Here is an 18,757-nt window from a genome sequence, read left to right on the forward strand (position 1 = left end):
CGGTCTTCTCCTACACCCCCACCTCCACCGCCACCGATACGGGTACCGATACGCCGACGGACACCGCCACCGATACCGCGACGGCTTCGACTACGCCGACTCCATCGGCTACGCTCACCGCTACGCCTTCGGCTTCGCCGACCAGTACCCCCACGGACCGCGCCACTTCCTCGGCCACGGATACGACAACGGACACCCCGACGGACAGTGCCACCCCGACGGCCAGTTCCACGGGAACGGACACCTCCACGCCAACCCCGACGGATAGCCCTACTTCCACGGCTTCGCAGACGCCCACCTCCACGGCCAGCCGGACCCCCACGGATACCGCGACGCGGACCGCCACGGACACGGGGACGGATACGGCCACCTCGACCCCGACCTCGACCGTGACCGACACCCCGGTCTTCTCCTACACCCCCACCTCCACCGCCACCGATACGAGAACCGATACGCCGACGGATACCGCGACGGATAGCGCCACTTCGACCCCTTCGAGTACCGCCACTTCCACGGCCACCGATACGCCGACGGACACCGCGACAGATAGCGCCACTCCGACCGTGACGAATTCGACTACGCCGACTCCGTCGGCTACGCTCACCGCTACGCCTTCGGCTTCGCCGACCACTACCCCCACGGACAGCGCCACTTCCTCGGCCACGGATACGACAACGGTCACCCCGACGAATAGTGCCACCGCGACGGCCAGTTCCACGGGAACGGATAGTGCCACCGCTACAGCGACTTCCACCGCCACGGATACGGGAACGGACACCTCCACGCCAACCCCGACGGATAGCCCTACTTCCACGGCTTCGCAGACGCCCACTTCCACGGCCAGCCGGACCCCCACGGATACCGCGACGCGGACCGCCACGGATACGGGGACGGATACAGCCACCGCTATGCCTTCGGCTTCGCCGACCAGTACCCCGACGGATAGCGCCACTTCGACCGCCACCGATACGGCGACGGCTTCGACTACGCTGACTCCGTCGGCTACGCTCACCGCTACGCCTTCGGCTTCGCCGACCGGTACCCCCACGGACAGTGCCACCGCCACGGACACGGGGACGGATACGGCCACCGCTACGCCTTCGGTTTCGCCGACCAGTACCCCCACGGACACTTGGACCGCCACCCCCAGCGATTCACCGACCGTCACCGTGACGGCTTCGACCACGCCGACTCCGTCGGCTACGCTCAGCGCTACGCCTTCGGCTTCGCCGACCTGGAGCCCCACCTTCTCGCCGACCTTGAGCCCGACGGATACCGGCACCCCGTTCCCCAGCGCCACCCCCACGGTGGCCCTTTCCCTGGCCTTGGGATCGAACGAATTCAAGGACCTGAGCGACCCGCCTTTGCGGGTGGATTATTGGGTGACGGGGGGCGGGCGGGTCCGGTTGGAGGTCTATAACGTGGCGGGCCTTGAGGTCCGGAAGGTCCTGGACGGCTCCATGGCGCCGGGGGCCTACACCGCCTTTTGGGACGGGCGGGACGATACGGGGGCGCCCCTGGCCTCCGGGCTCTACCTGGTGGTCCTCACCGAGCCGGGCCGCCTGGACATCAAGAAAGTCGTGGTGCTGCGACAATGACCGACCGATCCCGAGGATCCTCCCGCGGTCCATCGCGCTCCCTTCCCCTGCGGTCGGGTGTCCTCCTGCTGGTCCTTGCCCTGCTCCCGGTCCCGGCCGCGGCGGTCCCGCTCACCACCGGCGCGGACTTTCTTTTGATGACCACCGGGGCCCGGCCCGACGGCATGGGCCAGGCCTTTAGCGCGGTGGCCGACGACGTCAACACCCTGTCCTTCAACCCGGCGGGCCTGGGGAACATCCGCCTTCCCGAAGCGGGCTTCGGCTACGAGCGCTTCCTGGCGGGCATCGACTACAACTTCCTGGGGGCGGCCGTGCCCATGGGCGAGGCCGGCGTGCTGGGGCTGGGCTACATCGAGATGGGGACCGCCCCCTTCAACAGCACGGCCGATCCCTTGGCGATGCCGGGGACGGCCCAGGATCAGGCCTTCATCGCCGGTTGGGGGAAATCCTTCTACTCGCTGCACCTGGGGGCCGCGGTGAAGTACATCCAGCGCCGGTTGGATTCCCAGACCGGGAACGGGATGGCCTATGACCTGGGGTTGCGGGTGAAGCCCTCGCCCAACCTGACCCTGGCCTCCAGCGTGATGAACCTGGGGCCGGGCATCCAACTCGCCTCGCTGGAACCGCTCCCCACCCTGGTCAACCTGGGCCTGGCCTGGCGGGCCATCGAAAGCCCCGACCATCGCCTGGAACTGGCCCTGGGAGGGACGGCCTACCTGGGCTCCAACACCCAGTCCCTGCAGGCGGGGGCGGAATATTGGTACCGGGACAGTTTCGCCCTGCGTTGCGGCTACCAGGCCCGGTCCCGGGACACGGAGCTGACCACCAACGGCCTTTCGGCCGGCGCGGGAGTGAAGGTCGATTTCATCCAGTTGGATTACGCCTTCCAACCCTTCAACGACCTGGGGGTCATCCACCGGGTGTCGGGGCTGTTGTGGTGGGACGGTCCCTGGATCGGCGGCGGGGAACCGAACCCGCCCAAGAACGTCCAGGTCCAGCCCGTGAAAGGGGCCCTGGAGGTCCGGTGGGAAAGACCGCAGGGCCCGGGCCAGGCCTTCCAAGTGACCTATCAACCCCTGGACGGAGGCCCGGAAGGGCATTCCCGCCCGCTGTTCAATCCCTACTTCCGGCTGGAGCATATCCCGTCCGGGACCATCTACCGGTTCTCGGTGAGGACCCTGAACGGTTCGGTCGCCAGCTTTCCCTCCCCGGACACCTACGCGGTGGCCCCCGAGACCCTGCCGGAGGAGGAAGGCGTGGGCGGGGCGGGGGAAAGGGTCTCGGTCTCCAGTTGGGTGAAAGGGGAAGTGGACGGGGTGGGCCTGCACCTCTCCTGGAAACCCGATCCCGATTCGGAAGGCTACCACATCTACCGCATGTCCCCCTCGGGCCGGATGGTCCGCCTCACCCGCTATCCGCGCCAGGGCCACCAGGTCTGGGTCACGGACATCTCGGGGTTACAGGGATGGCGCTGGTACGTGACCACCCTCTCCCGGTCGCGCAAGAAGGAGATGACCCTTGGGTTCTTCCTCTGGTTCCCGACCCCCCAAGAGCAGGACATGGCGGATGAAAGGCCCCGGCTGAAGCTCCATGTGGAGCCCGAACCCCGGCACCGGATGTTCCTGGATTGGGGCGATGCGGCGGGGGCCGAGGGCTATACCCTTTTCGTGGGGGACGAGCAGGACGGCATCTTGGAGCGTTGGAAGGACTTTCCCCCGGGGACCAAGACCGACCTGGTCCAAGTCCCCTCTAGCCGCAGCAAGATCCTCTTTGTCGTGGCCCCGAAGGACGCGAGGGGCCAATGGTCCCAGAAGTCCAACCTGTCCGGGGCCGAGTTCCTGCGCGACGAGCCTTGAGAGGGGCCGCCCATTTTCAGGCTTTTTAGGCCCGGACCGGGGCCGATCGGACCGGGCCCGGCAAACTCAGAGGGGTTGGTTGTAAAGCTTTTTGGGGGGGTGGTAAGATGCCTGCCATGAGGCGCCTTCACCTATCCACCCTACTGCTTGCCTTGATCCTCGCCCCCCTGTCCCTCCGGGCCGAGGAACCCACGGACCAGATCTCCCTTTCCATCGATGCGGTCGGCCAGGGTTTTTATTTTTTCAACGGCCAGAACAAGCCCGCCGATCCCCAGTGGGGACTGGGCGGGTCCGCCTTCCTGGATTACCGGTTCCTCAAGGTCCTTTCCCTCGGGTTCGGGACCGACTACCTTTTCTCCCCGGACAACAAGAGCATCTCCCTCATGTCGGTGGACGCGGCCGGGCGCATCTTTCCCATGGTGCTGGACGGCGGGGAGGTCTACCTGCAGGGCGGGGTCGGCTATAACGTCAACAACGGCATCCGCACCCACGGCCATTTCCACGGTTACGCGGGGCTCGGTTACCGCCATTTCCTCGACAAGGGCTTGGCCCTGGACATGGGGCTCCAGTACGACTTTTGGTCGCCCATCCTGGCCCCCAGCAGCGGCGTGGGCGCGAAGCTGGGCCTGACCTTCCTCTTCGGCAAGGACCGCTGGCCGTCGGACATCACCCACAAGATCCCCCTGGACCTGGGGAAGGGTTCGGACCAGCCCGGGACCTATATTTGGAAGCCGGGGGACACCCTCAAGAAGATCGCGGTCCGCCAGTTGGGGGCCGAGGGCCTCTACCCCGCCATCGTGGACGTCAACCCGGACCTCTTCGCCCACGTCTCGCTCCTGAAGGTCGGCAGCGAGATCCGCATGCCCACGGGCCATTTCACCGACGAGGAGCTCGATAAGTTCTCCGCCGAGGCCTTGAGCGAACGCTACATCCGCCTTTACCACGTCACCGCCCACTTGCCCTATCCCCACCGGCCCGATTGGAAGGGGCCCAAGGCCTACCGCTGGAAGGTGGGGGACGACATGCGCTCCGTCGCCTCCAAGCTCTACGACGACGAGGACCTTTACCCCATCCTGGTGGACGCGAACGAGGAAGCCCTCATCCATCCCGTCAACCTGGTCCCGGGCGTGGTCCTGAAGGTGCCGGCCCCTCCGAGCGACGAGTGGCTGGACTACATCCATGACGAGGCCTGGGAACGGGGTTATTACATCTGGTGGAAGAACGTGTCCGATAAGGACAATCCCTGACCCTCGGGGGTCCTGCGGCCGTTATGCGACGCCTGTTCCTCCTCGGGTCCCTCCTGCTTTTCCCCCTGTCCGCTCCCTGCGACGAACCTCCCCAACGCTTCAGCCTCGATCTGGACCTGCTGGGCCATTTGATCCTTCCGCCGGGGGCAGGCGGTTCTTTCGGGCCGGGTGCTTCGGTTTTCGCCGAATGGCGTCCCGCGCCGGTCCTTTCCTTCGGGACGGGCCTGGGCTTCTCCCAAATGTTCGACGGTCCCTCCGCTTCCCTTGTCTCCTGGGACCTGGGCGGTCGGCTCTATCCCTTAGGCACGACCCGGGAAGGGGAGTGGTACCTGCAGGGTACCGCGGGCTTGGCGCTCGAACCGGGCCTGGTCGATGGGATGAAGCCGGGTAGTTTCCACGGCACGGCCGTCGTGGGCTACCGGGTCTTCATGAGCGACCGGCAGGCGCTGGACCTGGGCGCCCAGTACGAACTGCTTTCGCCTTTCCGCCATCCCTTCCAGGGGATGGGGCTGCGGATCGGGTGGAGTTTTCTTTTCGGACCGACGCCCCGACCCGCATCCCGTGACGACACCCCGGACGGGACCCTCCGCCGGTGACCCTTCGCCAGGGTTTAAGGTGAAGCTTTTTTGTCCTCGTGGAACGTCCATTTGGTCCGAAGTTACCATTTTGTAAATGACCGCCCAAAAGAACAGTCCGCCCTTGGAATGTTCCTGGTCTTTGAATAGATTAGTCCCGCCGTTCTCCCCTCAATCGATCTCCGACCTATCGACCAGGAGTTGTGTATGAAGTTCACCGGGAAAAAATTTTTTCAAATTGGGTTAATCGTAACCCTCGGGTTTTCGTTGGGGAATTCACCACTCTGGGCCCTGGACGGGTCCTTCACGTTCCAAGGCGGCGTGGCCCAAGCCCTTCCGCACGCAGGGCAGGACCTGGCCGCCGAGTTCGGGTTCAATGGGCGCGTGGCCCTGGACATCGACCTGGCGCCTTCCCTCGCCCTGGGGATCGGAACGGGCCTGACCGCCTTCGCCAAGGGCAACCAAAGGCTCTATGTGGACGGCACAAGGCTGTTCGCCCGTTGGTCCCCCTTCGCCGCCTCCGACTGGAACCCCTATCTCACGGCCGGGGCGGGCTTCCGCCCTTTCTATGAACTGGACCCGAACCACCGTTGGTGGCCGGGGAACTTCGAATCCACCGCCGGCATCGGGGTCCGCCATCCCTTGGTTTCCGGAATCGACCTGGACCTGACGGCCTTCTATGACCTGAACTCCCCCCTCAATAACGCCCTCAGCTCCATCGGGGCCCGGGGCGGGTTGGCCTTCCCCTTCGGCGGGGACTCGGCCGCTCCCGAAAAAGCATCCGCTCCCGCCCCAAGCCCCGCTGTTCCCCAGGCCGCCCCGGCGGGAAGGGAACAAGCCGCGGCGCCGGTCCCGGGGACCGCTCCTCAGGCGTCCGCCGAGGTCCCCGAGGGGCCCTCTCCCGCCGACATCGGCCGGCAGGGCGGCGTCTATGCCTGCGGCCCGGAGGAAACGGCCGATTCGATCAGCCGAAAGCTGTGGGGGGACGACCGCTACAGCGACGTGCTCATGGACGCGAACCCCGGGGCTTTCCGCCACGGGACCGCCAAGGCGGGGGCCCGCCTGCGGGTCCCGCCCTTTTCAAAATTGATCTGGCTGCAACCCGAACAAAAGGAGAATTAAGGAATGGGACGAAGGACAAGTTTTGCGGTGGCGATGAGAACGACCGGGATCCTTTTGGTCCTGGCGGCGGGGGAAGCGCGGGCCATCGAGGGATCCATTTCTTTCCAAGCTGGAGCGGCAGGGAAGGTGAGCGACCAGGCCCTCCCGGCGGGTTTCGGCTTCAGCGGTCATGCCGGCATCGACCTCCAGATCGCCCCCTCCATCGCCCTGGGGTTGGGGACCGAATTGACGGCTTTCGCCAACGGGAACAGCCGGGTCTATATCGACGGGACGCGCCTCTATGGCCGTTGGACTCCCCTCCCCTCCTCCGACTGGAACCCCTACCTCCTGCTGGGCCTGGGTTTCCGTCCCTTGAGCCAGATCGTTCCCCATAACCGGTGGTGGCTCGGGGACCTCTCCTCCACGGTGGGGGTGGGGTTGCGCCATCCCCTGGCCGATTTCATGGACCTGGACCTGACGGCCTTTTATGAGGGCGATCCATCGACCTCCGGGGACCTCCTCTCCTCGTTTGGCGGCCGGGCGGGCTTTGCCTTTCCTTTCGACCTGGACGGTAACTCCAAGGGTCCCCGGGCGCTATCCAAGTCCAAGGGATCCGCGACGGCGCCGGCGGATCATTACGAGGTCCAAAGCGGCGATAGTCTCTGGAAGATCTCCAAGAAGCATTACGGGAAGGGGCATGACTGGAAGAGGATCTACGAGGCCAACCAGGATAAGCTGGCCAAGCCGGGCCTGATCCGGCCCAAGACCCCCTTGGCCATTCCCGGGGCGGAAAAGGAAAAAGAGGCTGAAAAGGGGGAGTGACCCGGGTTATCGGGACATTTTTCCGGCAATATTGACCAGGGTTTCCCTATAAGAAAGGGTGCTAGAATACGCGAATGATGAACCTCTCCAACACCCACACCCTTTTCGTGCGCCGCATCGCCCTTGGCCTGGCCCTTTGGATGGGCCTCGCCCCGGTCCTCCCGCTCCTAGCCGCCCCTTCTTCCAAGGAAAAACCCGCCTCCAAAGATAAGGCCCCCGATTACCCCAAACTGGTCATCGGACCGGGGGACATCCTGGGCATCCAGGTCTATGGGGAAAGCGGGGTCATTTCCTCCGGGGGCTCGATCGCCGGGGGGGTCATCAGCCAGTTGCCCACCGAATACCAGGTGGACACCGACGGCCAGATCGTGTTCCCCTTCATCGGCAGGCTCCTGCTCACCGGGCTGACCCCCTCGGAGGCCAGCGAGAAGATCGCCCGGCTCCTTTCCAAGCCCCGCAAGGTGACGGTGCTCATCAAGGAATCCAGCACCTATTGGGTCTCGGTGCTGGGCAACGTGGCCCGGCCCGGGCGTTTCCAGATCGCCGGCAGGCCCACCCTCCTTTCCGCCCTTTCCCTGGCCGGGGGGCCCCTTCCCGACGCCGACATGGGCGGGGCGATCCTCATCCATGCGGGCACCAAATCCAAATTGAACCTGGACCATTATCTGCGGGACACGGGGGCCACGATGACCGACCCCTATCTTTATCCGGGGGACGTGCTGGAGGTGCCCAAGAGCGGTTGGCCCACCATCGGGGAATGGGCCATCATCGCCAGCATCCTGGCCTCCACGGCCGTCATCGTGACGAACCTGAACAAGAAATGAGATCTTTTCACCACGAGGACGCGAAGGGCATGAAGGGAACCGGGTCAAGGTGCGCACTATGAGCGAGATGGATCGGCCGATCGAAAACCTCCAACCGGGCCCAGCGGCCGATGAGGAACTGAGCCTGCGGGACATCCTGCGGGTCACCCTGACCCATTCCAAGCTCATCCTTTGGACCGCCGGGATCGTCCTGGGCCTGGGCCTGCTCTACGCCTTCCTTTGGCCCAAGACCTACGAGGTCACCACCACCGTCAAGGTGCCCGACAATTCGCTCTCCCCCCAGGGAATGCTCAAGTCCCTGGACCCCTTCTCGGGCTCCGGGGACCCCATCCAGACCTATGTGGAGATCGCCCAGTCCCAATCCGTGGCCGGGGAGGTCGTGAAGGGCCTGCATCTCGCCGAGAAGCCCGAATACCGGGACCTGACCGACCAGGAGGTGCTGGAAAAACTCCTCAAGCACGTCATCAAGGTCTCGAACGTGAAGACCTCCAACGTGCTCTCCATCGCGGCCAAGTCCCACGACCCGAAGTTGGCGGCCGACCTGGCCAACGCCTGGGCGGCGGCCTTCATCTCCGTCAACCTGGACCTTTCCCATAAGGGGGCGGAATCCAAAAGGATCTTCCTGGAGGGCCAGGTCAAGGAGATCAAGGAAAAGCTCAATAACCCCGACCTGCGCCTCAACGACGAGTCCAAGGCCGACGAGGTCATCTATGCCCAGCTCCTCCAGCAGCTCCAACAGGCCCAGATCGAGGAGAAGGTGGACGACGCGGGCATCGTGGTGATGGACGAGGGCCAGGTGCCGGAAAAGGCGGTCTGGCCGAAGAAGGCCATCGTCCTCATCCTGGCCCTGCTCCTGGGACCCTTCCTGGGATTGCAGGCCGCCTTCATCCTGGAACGCCTCCAGGACCGGGTGAAGGACGAGGAGACCCTCAAGCGGGTGACGGGCCTGCCCAACTACGCGGTGATCCCCGATTTTTGGGAGGATTTCCCGGAGGGGTTGCGGGCCCCGGCGGGGGAGGAGCGCTTCAGCCCCAAGTACCTCATCCATAACCCGGTCTTCGACCATAGCTTCTACCGGGAATGCTTCAAGACGCTGCGCACCAACCTTACCCTGGCCCAGGCCGACAAGCCCTTGAAGGCTTTCGCGGTGCTTTCGCCGGGTCCCGAGGAAGGGAAAAGCCTGGTCAACGCCAACGTCGCCATCGCCCTGGCCCAGGGCGGCAAGAAGGTCCTGCTGGTGGATACGGACCTTCGTAAGTCGTCCGTTCGAAAGGTCTTTGGTCTGGAGAACGGGATGGAAACAGGATTGCCCCTGGCCCTGACCGGCCAGAAGGCTTGGAAGGACATGATCCGCCCCTCGGGGGTGGAGGGTTTGGACCTTTTGCCCAACACGGTGACCCCGCCGGACCCGGCGGAACTGCTGGGCAGCGCCGCCATGAAGAAGCTCATCGGGGAGATGAAGGAAAAATACGACTTTGTGGTCTTCGACGGGGCGCCTGTCATCCCCGTGACCGATTCGGTGGTCCTCTCCACGATGCTGGACGGGGTGGTGCTCATGAGCCGCTTCAACCATAGCCATTCCTCCAATGTGAGGAACGCCCTGGAACACCTGCGCCGGGTCGGCACCCATGTGGTCGGAACGGTCTTGAATTATGTGCCGATCAAAAAGGGTCTTTATCGGTACGGTTATGGGTATGGCGGCTACCGGCAATATCGTTACGGCCCCGAAGAGGCCGTAACGAAAAGAAAGTGAGATCGTGAGGGCCGCCTGCCGCGGGTGGTTCGGGCATTTGTGTCGAAAGCGTTGAGGGCTGGGTCGTTCCATTGAATGGGGCTAAAGTGGTTACCTTCGAACTGCCAACTCCTAACTCCTCACTTTTTCCAGGGTGTCCTCATGAATCCCGCTAACCTGCTCTTTTTCGCCGCCGGTGCCCTGGCCAACCTGATCCTCATCCCCCTTCTCATCCGCTTGGCCCATGCCAAGGGCCTCCTGGACCGCCCGGGGCACCGCAAGATCCACGAGAAACCCGTCCCCCTGGTGGGCGGACTGGCCTTCATGCTTTCCTTGTTGGCTTCCGTCGTTGGCGGCCTGCTCCTCTTTGGGAAGAACCTGGCCCTGGACCCCTTGCGCGAGGAAAGGATCCTGCTGGTCCTCACCGTCACGGTCCTGGCGGGTATCCTGGGTTTCCTCGATGACCGTTACGACCTCAAGCCCCGGGTGAAACTCCTGGCCCAGGTCCTCCTTTTCGGCGCCTTCGTGCTTTGCGGGTTCCATTTTTACGTCATGCATCTCCCCGGGACCGTTCCGTTCCAGCTCTCCTTCCTGGGCTATCCCCTGACCCTGTTCTGGATCCTGGGCGTGGTGAACGGCTTCAACTTCATCGACGGGGCGGATGGCCTGGCCGGGACCGTCGGGGTGGTTTCCCTCCTGGGTCTTGGGGCGGTCGCCCTGATCACGGGGGGCCCTTCCCACACGGGGGTCTTGTGGGTCTCGGCCTTGGGGGCCCTTCTGGTCTTCCTGTTCTTCAACTGGCGTCCGGCCAAGATCTACCTGGGTGATTCGGGATCCAATGCCTTGGGGGCGCTGGTGGCCTGTTCCCTGGTCGCCATGGGCCAGGGGAAGCCGGCCCTGGTGGCCATGTTGGACGGCGTGGCGGACCCGCCCTTGGACCAGGAGCCCGTGCGGTTCCATTTCCTGGCGGCGACCCTCCTGGCGGGTTACGCCTTGAGCGAGGTGACCCTCTCCACCCTCCGCCGTTTCGCCAAGCGCCTGGCCTATGCCCGGTCCATGGAATGGGCCGAACAGGACCACCTGCACCACCGCCTCATGAAGCAGGGCCTGCAGGCCGACACCATCGCCATCCTGGCGGGAACTTTCCAGTCCATCCTCGTCGCCGCCGCCCTCCTGGCCATGGTCCGGCAGAACGCGATCGCCACCTGGCTCCTGTTGCCCCTGTCCATGCTCCTGGCCTATTTGGGCCCCCGCACCGGCATCCTGGACGTCTTTCGGATGCGGGGCATCAAGGCCCGGCCCCATTACCAGATCGCCAACCATTTCATCGCCATGCAACGGGTCAAGCTGGGGTTGACCCATGATCGGGAAGAGGTCTTGGCCCTGGTGGGCCAGGCCTGCCGGGAACTGGGGGTGCGTTGTTTCCGGCTGAGGATCGCGCCGGATGTCCGCGGGAAGGGGGGCTTGGAATATTTTTTCCAGAACGACGACTCCGTCCATTCCAAGGCCGAGGAATTCCTGACGGCGCAAGCGGGGTCCCTCAGCGGGGAAGTGTTCGACTTTTACGAAGTGCCCGGGGGGCGGGGAGAGGCCTTTTGGATCTTCGACTCCCACTTGCACGCCGATGAACTGGACATGGAATACCGGGTCCTGATGAGCGGTTTCATGAAGGAGTCGGTGGAGACCTGCATGAAACTGGGCGAAGGCCAGCCGAACCTGAACCATGCCATGATCCACCGTCTGCCCCACCACAAGACCAGCGGCCACCATTTGCGCAAAAGGCACGGTCACCAGGCCAAGTTGAATTGAACCGTTCCACCGGCTCCGCCCTCGATCTTCCAGCACTTCTTCTTCCCGCTTTGGAGGCCGCCCTGGAAGCGGGGCGGGAGATCCTTTGCGTCTATGAGGGGGAATGCGGGGTCGAATTCAAGGCGGACAAGAGCCCCGTCACCCAGGCCGACCGGCTGGCCCATGAGGTCATTCAAAAGGCACTCGCCCCCACCGGCCTGCCGTTCCTTAGCGAGGAAGGGAAGGACATCCCTTATGAGGCACGGAAGGGGTGGGAGGCTTATTGGCTGGTGGATCCCCTGGACGGCACCAAGGAGTTCCTGAACAGGAACGGCGAGTTCACGGTCAATATCGCCCTCATCCGGTCGGGTAAGCCGGTCTTGGGGGTGGTCTATGCCCCGGCCTTGAAGGTCCTTTATTACGCGGCCGAAGGGGTGGGGGCCTATAGGAGCGAGGGGCCCTTCGAGAGCCTCAGGGCGGGGTCAGGGGAATTACAGCGGGATTCAAAAAAACTGTATTTGGCCGATCCGCCAAAGACGGACGGGCCATTACGCGTGGTCGCCAGCCGCTCCCATAGGTCCTCGGAAACCGAAAGCTTCCTCAAGGGTCTGGGACCGGCCTACCAGGTCGAATCTGTCTCGGCGGGGAGTTCCTTGAAGTTCTGCCGGGTGGCCGAGGGAAAGGCCGATCTCTACCCCCGGCTGGGACCCACCATGGAATGGGACACGGCGGCCGGGCAGACGGTGGCCGAGCAGGCGGGTGGGGCGGTATGCCGGTGGGGTACGACCGAGCCCCTGGGCTACAACAAGCCGGACCTTCATAACCCCGCTTTCTGGGTGGGGAACCCCGGGTTCTTGAGAGGGTTGCAGGAGATGGGGACGGTTTGATGGAAAAAACCCTGGAACGCCTGCTGAAGAATACCCCCATTCTCAAAGGCCATATGGAAGGTCATTTGGGGGAGATCCTCTATGGGGCCGCCATTTCCCTGGTCTTGCGGGTCCTTGGGGCGGGGTTGGCCTTCTTATTCAATTGGATCCTGGCCCGCCGTTGCGGGGCGGATGGCGCGGGGCTCTATTACCTGGCCTTGACGGTCCTGACCCTGGGGACGGTGGTGGGGAAGTTGGGGTTGGACAATACCCTGCTACGGTTCATCGCCGCAGGGGCGGCTGTCCGCAACTGGGCCTCGGTCAAAGGGGTCTATCAAAAGGGCATGGCCCTGGCCCTGCTGGCTTCCGGGGCCCTTTCCCTGGTCGTATTCCTGGCCGCAGGACCCATCGCCGAGAAGGTCTTCCACAAGCCCGAATTGACAGGGCCCTTGCGTTGGATGGCCTTGGCCATCGCGCCCATGTCGTTCCTGACCCTCCAGGCAGAGGCCTTGAAAGGACTGAAGCGGATCAAGGATTCGGTGCTGGTCACCAATGTGGCCCTGCCGGCCCTGACCTGTCTTGGGTTGGTCTTATGGCTTAAAAGCGAAGCCCAGGAGGCGGCCCTGGTCTATCTCCTGGCGACGGTCCTGACGGCCCTTTTGGGCTATTTCCTTTGGCGGGCGGCCACCCCTCGCTTGGTGGAAGTGATCCCCAAGTTCAAGAACAAGCATTTGATCGAGAGCGGAAGGCCCCTTTTCATCACCACGGTCTTTGAAACGCTGACCCAGTGGATGTCGATGTTCTTCCTGGGGATCTGGGCGACCAAGGCCGAGGTCGGGGTCTTTGGAACAGCCCTGCGGGTCTCCATGGCGGTCAGTGTCATTCTTTCAGCGGTGAACAGCATCTCGGCACCCAAGTTCGCCGAACTCTACAAGAAGAAGAAAATGAAGGACCTGGACCATGCGGCCCGTCAGAGCGCCAGGCTCATGACCCTTCTGGCAGGGCCCATCCTGGCTGTCTTTTTGATCTTCCCGGGTTTTATCATGGGATTGTTCGGTCCCGATTTTAGGTCCGGGGCTTGGCTTTTGGCCATTATGGCGATCGGCCAATTCGTGAACGTGGCGACGGGATCGGTTGGGTACCTCTTGATCATGAGCGGCCATGAAAAGCTGATCCAGAACCGGGCGGTTTTCATCGCTTTACTTTGTTTGGTCCTGAACTTGGTGTTGATACCACCCTTTGGAACCATGGGTGCCGCCATCGCGACTTCCTTGGGTGTGGCGGCCACCAACTTGATCGCAGTCTACCTAGTGCATGAGAAATTGGAGATCTGGACAGTTCCCGAAATTTTTCGAGGGTCAAACAATGGTTAAGCCGAACTTTTTTATTGTTGGCGCACCCAAATGCGGAACGACAGCACTGAGTGAGTATCTAAGAAACCATCCTAATGTGTTTATGAGTAGTCCAAAAGAGCCTTATTATTTTGATTTTGATTTAAAAAAGAAGGTTCAGATGGAGGAAAAGACTTATTTAAAACTTTTTTCGAATGTTAATAAGAATATTCACACGGCGATTGGAGAGGCTTCGACAACGTATCTGTATTCCAAAGTGGCGGTAAAAGCTATTCTTGAGTTCAATCCTGAATCAAAATTTATTGTGATGGTCCGAAACCCGATCGAGTTAGTTCAGTCATTGCATTCTCAGCATTTGTATGCAGGAGGAGAGACAATTTTAGATTTTGTTGAGGCTTGGGATTTGCAAGAAGAAAGACAAGATCTTTCCAAATTTGTGTTCGAGACGAAAAGGTTTCAATACGCAGAATGGGGGTTATTGGGCAAACAATTGGAATATATGTTGGGAAATGTAAATGCAAGGAAGGTCATGGTGATAGTTTTTGATGATTTTCAGAACAGGACAAAAGAGATTTATGAAGATGTATTACGTTTTTTAGAAGTTCCGCTCGATGGGAGAATAGAGTTTTCAATCATCAATGAAAATAGGTCGATTAGTAACGTCCATTTGCAGAGAGTTTTCGCCAGATTGATTGACTTCAAGTTGTACATGCACGCAAAATTTGGCACTCCTGAATTTGGATTGCTGAATAAATTTTCGTTCTTGTATGCGAAAAAAAATAAGAGGAAAAAGATAAGCCTGGACGTGGAAGAGAAATTAAAGGCGTATTATTTCGAGGATGTAAAGCTTTTATCCAAAATACTGGGGCGTGATCTTACGGCTTGGGTGGCTCCTGGGAAATAAGGACGGAAAGTGAGATGGCGCTGATAATTCTCAACTCATTATTTTGGTTTTTTTTGATCATTGTCGGTTTTTCAAGGGAAGGTCTGCGTTATTTTTTGAACCCCAGGTTGGTCGTAGGATTGGCGATCATTATTTCTTTTTCGTCGATTCCAGATCGGAATGAAGTGAATGTTGGAGTCTCTCTGCTGGTCTCCACTTTTTTTATTTTATTGGGACTAGGTAAAAAAGAAATCAAAATTCATGGATTGGAAGGGGCAAACCCCCGGTTTTTGTCGGATTCGAAGGCCCAGAATATTTTCCTCCTCGTTTGCATTATTTTCTCTCTCTTGAATTTCACAAATCTTTTTATCCTAGGACTTAGTCCGGCTGAAATATTACTAAAGTTCAGAACGCATATTGATATCGATTATTATCAAAATACAAATGCGCTTAAAAGTTTTATTGAAGCTTTCAATTTGTTCCCAGTTTGGGGTCTAGCTATTGGAAGGGTTTGGTTCCACACGAATGGAAATAAGTTCACGAAACTTATTTGGGTAATTTTATTCATTCTTGTTTTGCTGACAAAATTTTCGACGGGTACGCGTGGTTATCTGGTGGCTGTGCTTTTTTGTATTTTGATCGTAGATGTTTTTGTTGAATTTAGATTTGGTCTCCATGTACTGGCCAAAAACAAAGCTTTTTACATCCTTCTTCTTTCTCTCGTGCTAACTGGTGCGTTATTTTTGACTGTCTTTCGAACACAAAAATTCTATTCAATAGGCGATGTCGTCGATTCCGTGGAGGAGACACTTTTTTTAGAAAAGAGTGAAAGGATGATCGCTGAAGACTACTCGATCAAGTGTAATGGTGCTATTAGTTATTTAATGGACAATTATTTATTAGAGCCGAATTATTTTCAGGGTATTTATGCTCAGTTGGTTAACCCCGTTCCCAGATTAGTATGGGGTAATAAGCCTTATGACTTTGGAAGAATATTAGCCCATGAAATGATGGGGGCGCCGTTAGAAGGGCAATATAGTTACGGTTTTTCCGGGGGTGTCGTGGGCGAAGCGATTTATAACGGCGGAATATTTGGGATTCTAATATTTTCATTTCTGATGGGAAAAATATTCTCGTTCGTGGAGCGGGAAATAAAGCAGGGGTTTAATATCATTCATATAACCTCGGCTATTTTGTTTTTAGATTGGGGTTATTTTTTAATCCGCGGAACCTGGCTTACGGGTTTCAATTTTCCTCTCTATAACTGTCTTTTTGCTGGTCTTGTCTTATGGGTCGTAGGATGGATCGTGAGAATGCAAAGGGTTTTCTTAAGATGAGTAGGGTGAAACTGCTGATAATTCACTTTTTATTTTTGCTCCAATTACATGGCTTTGCTTCTGAGAAATATCCTGGGACACGGTTTGGCACCTTCGCCAGTTTTAGACAATTCTCCGGATCGCCAAACTTCACGGATGGTCATGTCTATCAAGATGTTGACGGGAGCAAATATTATAAAAATCAAGTCTACAGGTTCATTGGCCCGGATGGAAAACCGGTTTTTCAAAGCGATGATCGGAGGGAGTTGATTGGAAAACAACCGGATAGTGCGACCGAGGAATGGTGGATCTTTCAACTAAGGCAAATGATTGAAGCTGGGTTCGATTTTGTGGCTCTTGATTGTTTCGGGGAGGTTAAACCTCGAGATTGTGTTAAGTGTGCCCGCTGTAAAGTTGAAGTGAATTATTGTCCTAATAACCCGGAATTCAAGGCTGCGGCCCTTAAACTTCTTTTCAAAAAATATGACCTCCCAATCAAGGTTGGCCTCTTCGTAGATACTCCTGGCCCTTATTTGATGTATAACTGGGATCGTTTGAAGGGAACTTATGGAAATACAGATGAATGGTGCAAATATATTTATTTTAAACCGGGGCAAGGGAAGGATCCTCGGCATGTAATCGGACCGATGCCCATGACTCCTGAAAATGTTCTGGAATATTATTATAAAAGAGTGATCTGGCCATTTTTTTCAGGATTGGACGATTCTGGCTCTCGGAAACATTGGTTAACTGACACTGGTTTGAGTCCCGAACAAGGTGGGCGCCCCATCATATGGATTTATGCCCCTAATAAGTTTGATATAAGTTCTTTCGAAAAAGCTGGATACGCTTTTCAATCCCTTAAAGAAAAATTCCAAAAAGATTTTGGCATAACTCCATTTTTAGTCATTGAAAATCAATGGTTCAAACTTTCGGAAAATGATGAACGCCTCCTGATGGTGGCGGATGCCAAAGAAAGCTTTATAGGGGATTGGATGTATGGAAGTAAAAATCCACCTGCCAGCAATACATGGAAATTCAAAAATTTCACCATTTCGAGGGTGCTTCCAGGTATCAAGGCCCCTCCGGGCCACTGGGGCCCCCAAAATGGAATATTGGACAAGATCTCAGGAGAGCGTTGGAAATACGTTGATGGAACGACAGGTGATGACGAAGGATATTTTCTGAAAAGGGAATGGGAGATGGCGGCTCCTCAGAAGCCTAATCTAATGATCTTTGGGTTTTGGGATGATAATGAGGGCGATTCATTAGCAAAGATGTCCGATTATGCAAGGGAAACTGGTGGGTTTTTAGAACCTGATTTTTATATTAAGCGAGTTAGGGCGCTTATTGATGGTTATAAAAAAGGCGAGTAAGGTTGTCCAGTTTGAGAAACGATAATTTACCGAAGCGATTTTAAGGATAATTCTTTAGTCGAATGTTACTGCTTTTATAGTTATTTTTATTTGGTGCAGATCGGACGCTATTTTACGGATGAACTGGCAAGAAACATGAAATTAAATTTTGTAAGGCGATTCATAAAGTGTTAACTGTTCTTGGGACAGTTAGCTCTCTCTCGCGAAATGGGGGAGGGCTTTCATACACGGTTCCCGCATGGATCGGTTGTATGGAAAGGGAAGGATTCAAGAATATTCTTGTATCTGTTCGACGAGAGAATGAGGCAATTACAGAATATTTATCCAAAAAAGAATTTGAAATATTATTCGTTCCCCCCTTTATGGAAAGAGGACTTGGTCTAAAGCTTGCGCCTAAATTTAAATCTGCATTGGAAAAATTGCTATTGGAACGCAAGGTGGATTTGATTCATAACCACGGAGTATGGCTTCCGGCCAATCATTCGGCTTCTGTTGTCGCTAGAAAATATAAAAAGCCTTGCATTATCACGCCCCACGGAATGCTCACAATTTGGTGCTACAATTTTAAACCCTTGAAAAAACGGATTGCTTGGCAGCTTTACTTAAAAAAAGATGTAATGGATGCTGCGATTGTTCATATGACCTCGCAAGGAGAAGTTGAAGAGTTTAAAAAACTTGGGTTCAAAGGTCGGTTGGCAGTTATTCCAAATGGGATTCATTTGCCGGTTATTGATCAAATGATTCCGAAATTGAAGGACGGGAAAACGGCTCTTTTTGTATCCCGCATTCATCCCAAAAAGGGTCTGTTGAATCTGGTGGAAGCTTGGTCACGAATACGGCCAAAAGGTTGGAGAATGCGGCTTGTTGGTCCAGATGAAGGTGGGCACCGTAAAGAAGTTGAGCGGGCATTGATAGAAAAAGGCTTGGCTGACGATTTTATATTTGAGGGACCTATTTTTGGGGAGCGTTTGTGGGAGATTTATAGGACATCTGATGTTTTTATTCTGCCGACATTAAGTGAAAACTTTGGAAATGTTGTCCCCGAAGCTTTGGCATGCGGTCTTCCGGTTGTTTGCACATATGGTGCTCCCTGGGAGGAATTGGTTACAAGGAAGTGTGGGTGGTGGATCCCAATTGGGGTTGAAGCGTTAACTAAGACCCTGAGGGAAGTTTTTGAAACAACCGCTTCGGAAAGAATGGAAATGGGAATTCGGGGTAGAAAACTGGTTGAGGAGAAATACACCTGGGAATCAGTTGGTAAAAAAATGAAACTTTTGTACGAATGGGTCCTGGGTGGTGGGGCTGCACCGGAGTTTGTTTTGAGGAAATGACAGAAAAACGAATGGACAAAATGGTTCCTGGCGATCAAAAGGTGGCCCAAGATATTGGAAAGATGAGAAGTCCTTATGGATTGCTCAATA

The 18,757-nt window shown here is 57.5% G+C and carries 15 protein-coding genes; all 15 read left to right on the top strand.

Translation table 11 applies throughout. The features are described 5' to 3' along the window. On the top strand, nt 1-1,598 hold a 1,598-nt coding region (locus tag VHE12_07545; protein ID HVZ80638.1), incomplete at its 5' end, for a FlgD immunoglobulin-like domain containing protein. After that, nucleotides 1,595-3,454, top strand: a complete 1,860-nt coding sequence (locus VHE12_07550) for a PorV/PorQ family protein (GenBank protein HVZ80639.1) — start codon at nt 1,595-1,597, stop codon at nt 3,452-3,454. The genes VHE12_07545 and VHE12_07550, both read left to right, overlap by 4 nt. A gap of 116 nt (nt 3,455-3,570) precedes the next feature. Continuing rightward, nucleotides 3,571-4,701, top strand: a complete 1,131-nt coding sequence (locus VHE12_07555) for a hypothetical protein (GenBank protein ID HVZ80640.1) — start codon at nt 3,571-3,573, stop codon at nt 4,699-4,701. A 23-nt stretch (nt 4,702-4,724) separates the two neighbouring features. After that, entirely contained in the window at nt 4,725-5,297 is a 573-nt protein-coding gene (locus VHE12_07560; protein ID HVZ80641.1) for a hypothetical protein, read from the top strand. 246 nt (nt 5,298-5,543) lie between these two features. Further along, nucleotides 5,544-6,398 carry a hypothetical protein gene (locus VHE12_07565; GenBank protein ID HVZ80642.1) on the top strand — a complete coding sequence of 285 codons (855 nt, stop codon included), beginning with the start codon at nt 5,544-5,546 and terminating at the stop codon, nt 6,396-6,398. 3 nt (nt 6,399-6,401) lie between these two features. Then, complete coding sequence (locus VHE12_07570) at nt 6,402-7,199, top strand: LysM peptidoglycan-binding domain-containing protein (protein ID HVZ80643.1); 798 nt, start codon at nt 6,402-6,404, stop codon at nt 7,197-7,199. A gap of 74 nt (nt 7,200-7,273) precedes the next feature. Continuing rightward, nucleotides 7,274-8,023 (top strand): polysaccharide biosynthesis/export family protein, encoded by a 750-nt coding sequence (locus VHE12_07575; protein HVZ80644.1) that lies wholly within the window; start codon nt 7,274-7,276, stop codon nt 8,021-8,023. A 58-nt stretch (nt 8,024-8,081) separates the two neighbouring features. Then, nucleotides 8,082-9,776 (top strand): polysaccharide biosynthesis tyrosine autokinase, encoded by a 1,695-nt coding sequence (locus tag VHE12_07580; protein HVZ80645.1) that lies wholly within the window; start codon nt 8,082-8,084, stop codon nt 9,774-9,776. A 141-nt stretch (nt 9,777-9,917) separates the two neighbouring features. After that, a complete protein-coding gene (locus VHE12_07585) occupies nt 9,918-11,564 on the top strand; it encodes an MraY family glycosyltransferase (GenBank protein HVZ80646.1) in 1,647 nt (548 codons plus the stop codon). After that, complete coding sequence (cysQ, locus tag VHE12_07590) at nt 11,561-12,430, top strand: 3'(2'),5'-bisphosphate nucleotidase CysQ (GenBank protein HVZ80647.1); 870 nt, start codon at nt 11,561-11,563, stop codon at nt 12,428-12,430. Before VHE12_07585 ends, cysQ begins: the two co-directional genes overlap by 4 nt. Further along, entirely contained in the window at nt 12,430-13,782 is a 1,353-nt protein-coding gene (locus VHE12_07595) for a flippase (GenBank protein ID HVZ80648.1), read from the top strand. The genes cysQ and VHE12_07595 overlap by 1 nt, the downstream gene beginning before the upstream one ends. Next, a complete protein-coding gene (locus VHE12_07600; protein HVZ80649.1) occupies nt 13,775-14,665 on the top strand; it encodes a sulfotransferase in 891 nt (296 codons plus the stop codon). The genes VHE12_07595 and VHE12_07600 overlap by 8 nt, the downstream gene beginning before the upstream one ends. Nucleotides 14,666-14,679: 14 nt before the next feature. After that, nucleotides 14,680-15,981, top strand: coding sequence for an O-antigen polymerase (locus VHE12_07605; GenBank protein HVZ80650.1), 1,302 nt, complete (start codon nt 14,680-14,682; stop codon nt 15,979-15,981). A 5-nt stretch (nt 15,982-15,986) separates the two neighbouring features. Further along, on the top strand, nt 15,987-17,336 hold the full coding sequence (locus VHE12_07610) for a DUF5010 domain-containing protein (protein ID HVZ80651.1): 1,350 nt from the start codon (nt 15,987-15,989) through the stop codon (nt 17,334-17,336). Between the two features lie 167 nt (nt 17,337-17,503). Next, nucleotides 17,504-18,667, top strand: coding sequence for a glycosyltransferase (locus tag VHE12_07615; GenBank protein ID HVZ80652.1), 1,164 nt, complete (start codon nt 17,504-17,506; stop codon nt 18,665-18,667). Nucleotides 18,668-18,757: the final 90 nt, after the last annotated feature.

This window comes from bacterium (assembly GCA_035549195.1).
Lineage (GTDB): Bacteria > Oederibacteriota > Muellerivitia > Muellerivitales > Muellerivitaceae > DASZRK01.

Coding starts and splice junctions, on each gene's coding strand:
- VHE12_07550 (HVZ80639.1), top strand. CDS start 1,595: ATGACCGACCGATCCCGAGGATCCTCCCGCGGTCCATCGCGCTCCCTT.
- VHE12_07585 (HVZ80646.1), top strand. CDS start 9,918: ATGAATCCCGCTAACCTGCTCTTTTTCGCCGCCGGTGCCCTGGCCAAC.
- VHE12_07580 (HVZ80645.1), top strand. CDS start 8,082: ATGAGCGAGATGGATCGGCCGATCGAAAACCTCCAACCGGGCCCAGCG.
- VHE12_07605 (HVZ80650.1), top strand. CDS start 14,680: ATGGCGCTGATAATTCTCAACTCATTATTTTGGTTTTTTTTGATCATT.
- VHE12_07555 (HVZ80640.1), top strand. CDS start 3,571: ATGAGGCGCCTTCACCTATCCACCCTACTGCTTGCCTTGATCCTCGCC.
- VHE12_07570 (HVZ80643.1), top strand. CDS start 6,402: ATGGGACGAAGGACAAGTTTTGCGGTGGCGATGAGAACGACCGGGATC.
- VHE12_07600 (HVZ80649.1), top strand. CDS start 13,775: ATGGTTAAGCCGAACTTTTTTATTGTTGGCGCACCCAAATGCGGAACG.
- VHE12_07560 (HVZ80641.1), top strand. CDS start 4,725: ATGCGACGCCTGTTCCTCCTCGGGTCCCTCCTGCTTTTCCCCCTGTCC.
- VHE12_07595 (HVZ80648.1), top strand. CDS start 12,430: ATGGAAAAAACCCTGGAACGCCTGCTGAAGAATACCCCCATTCTCAAA.
- VHE12_07575 (HVZ80644.1), top strand. CDS start 7,274: ATGATGAACCTCTCCAACACCCACACCCTTTTCGTGCGCCGCATCGCC.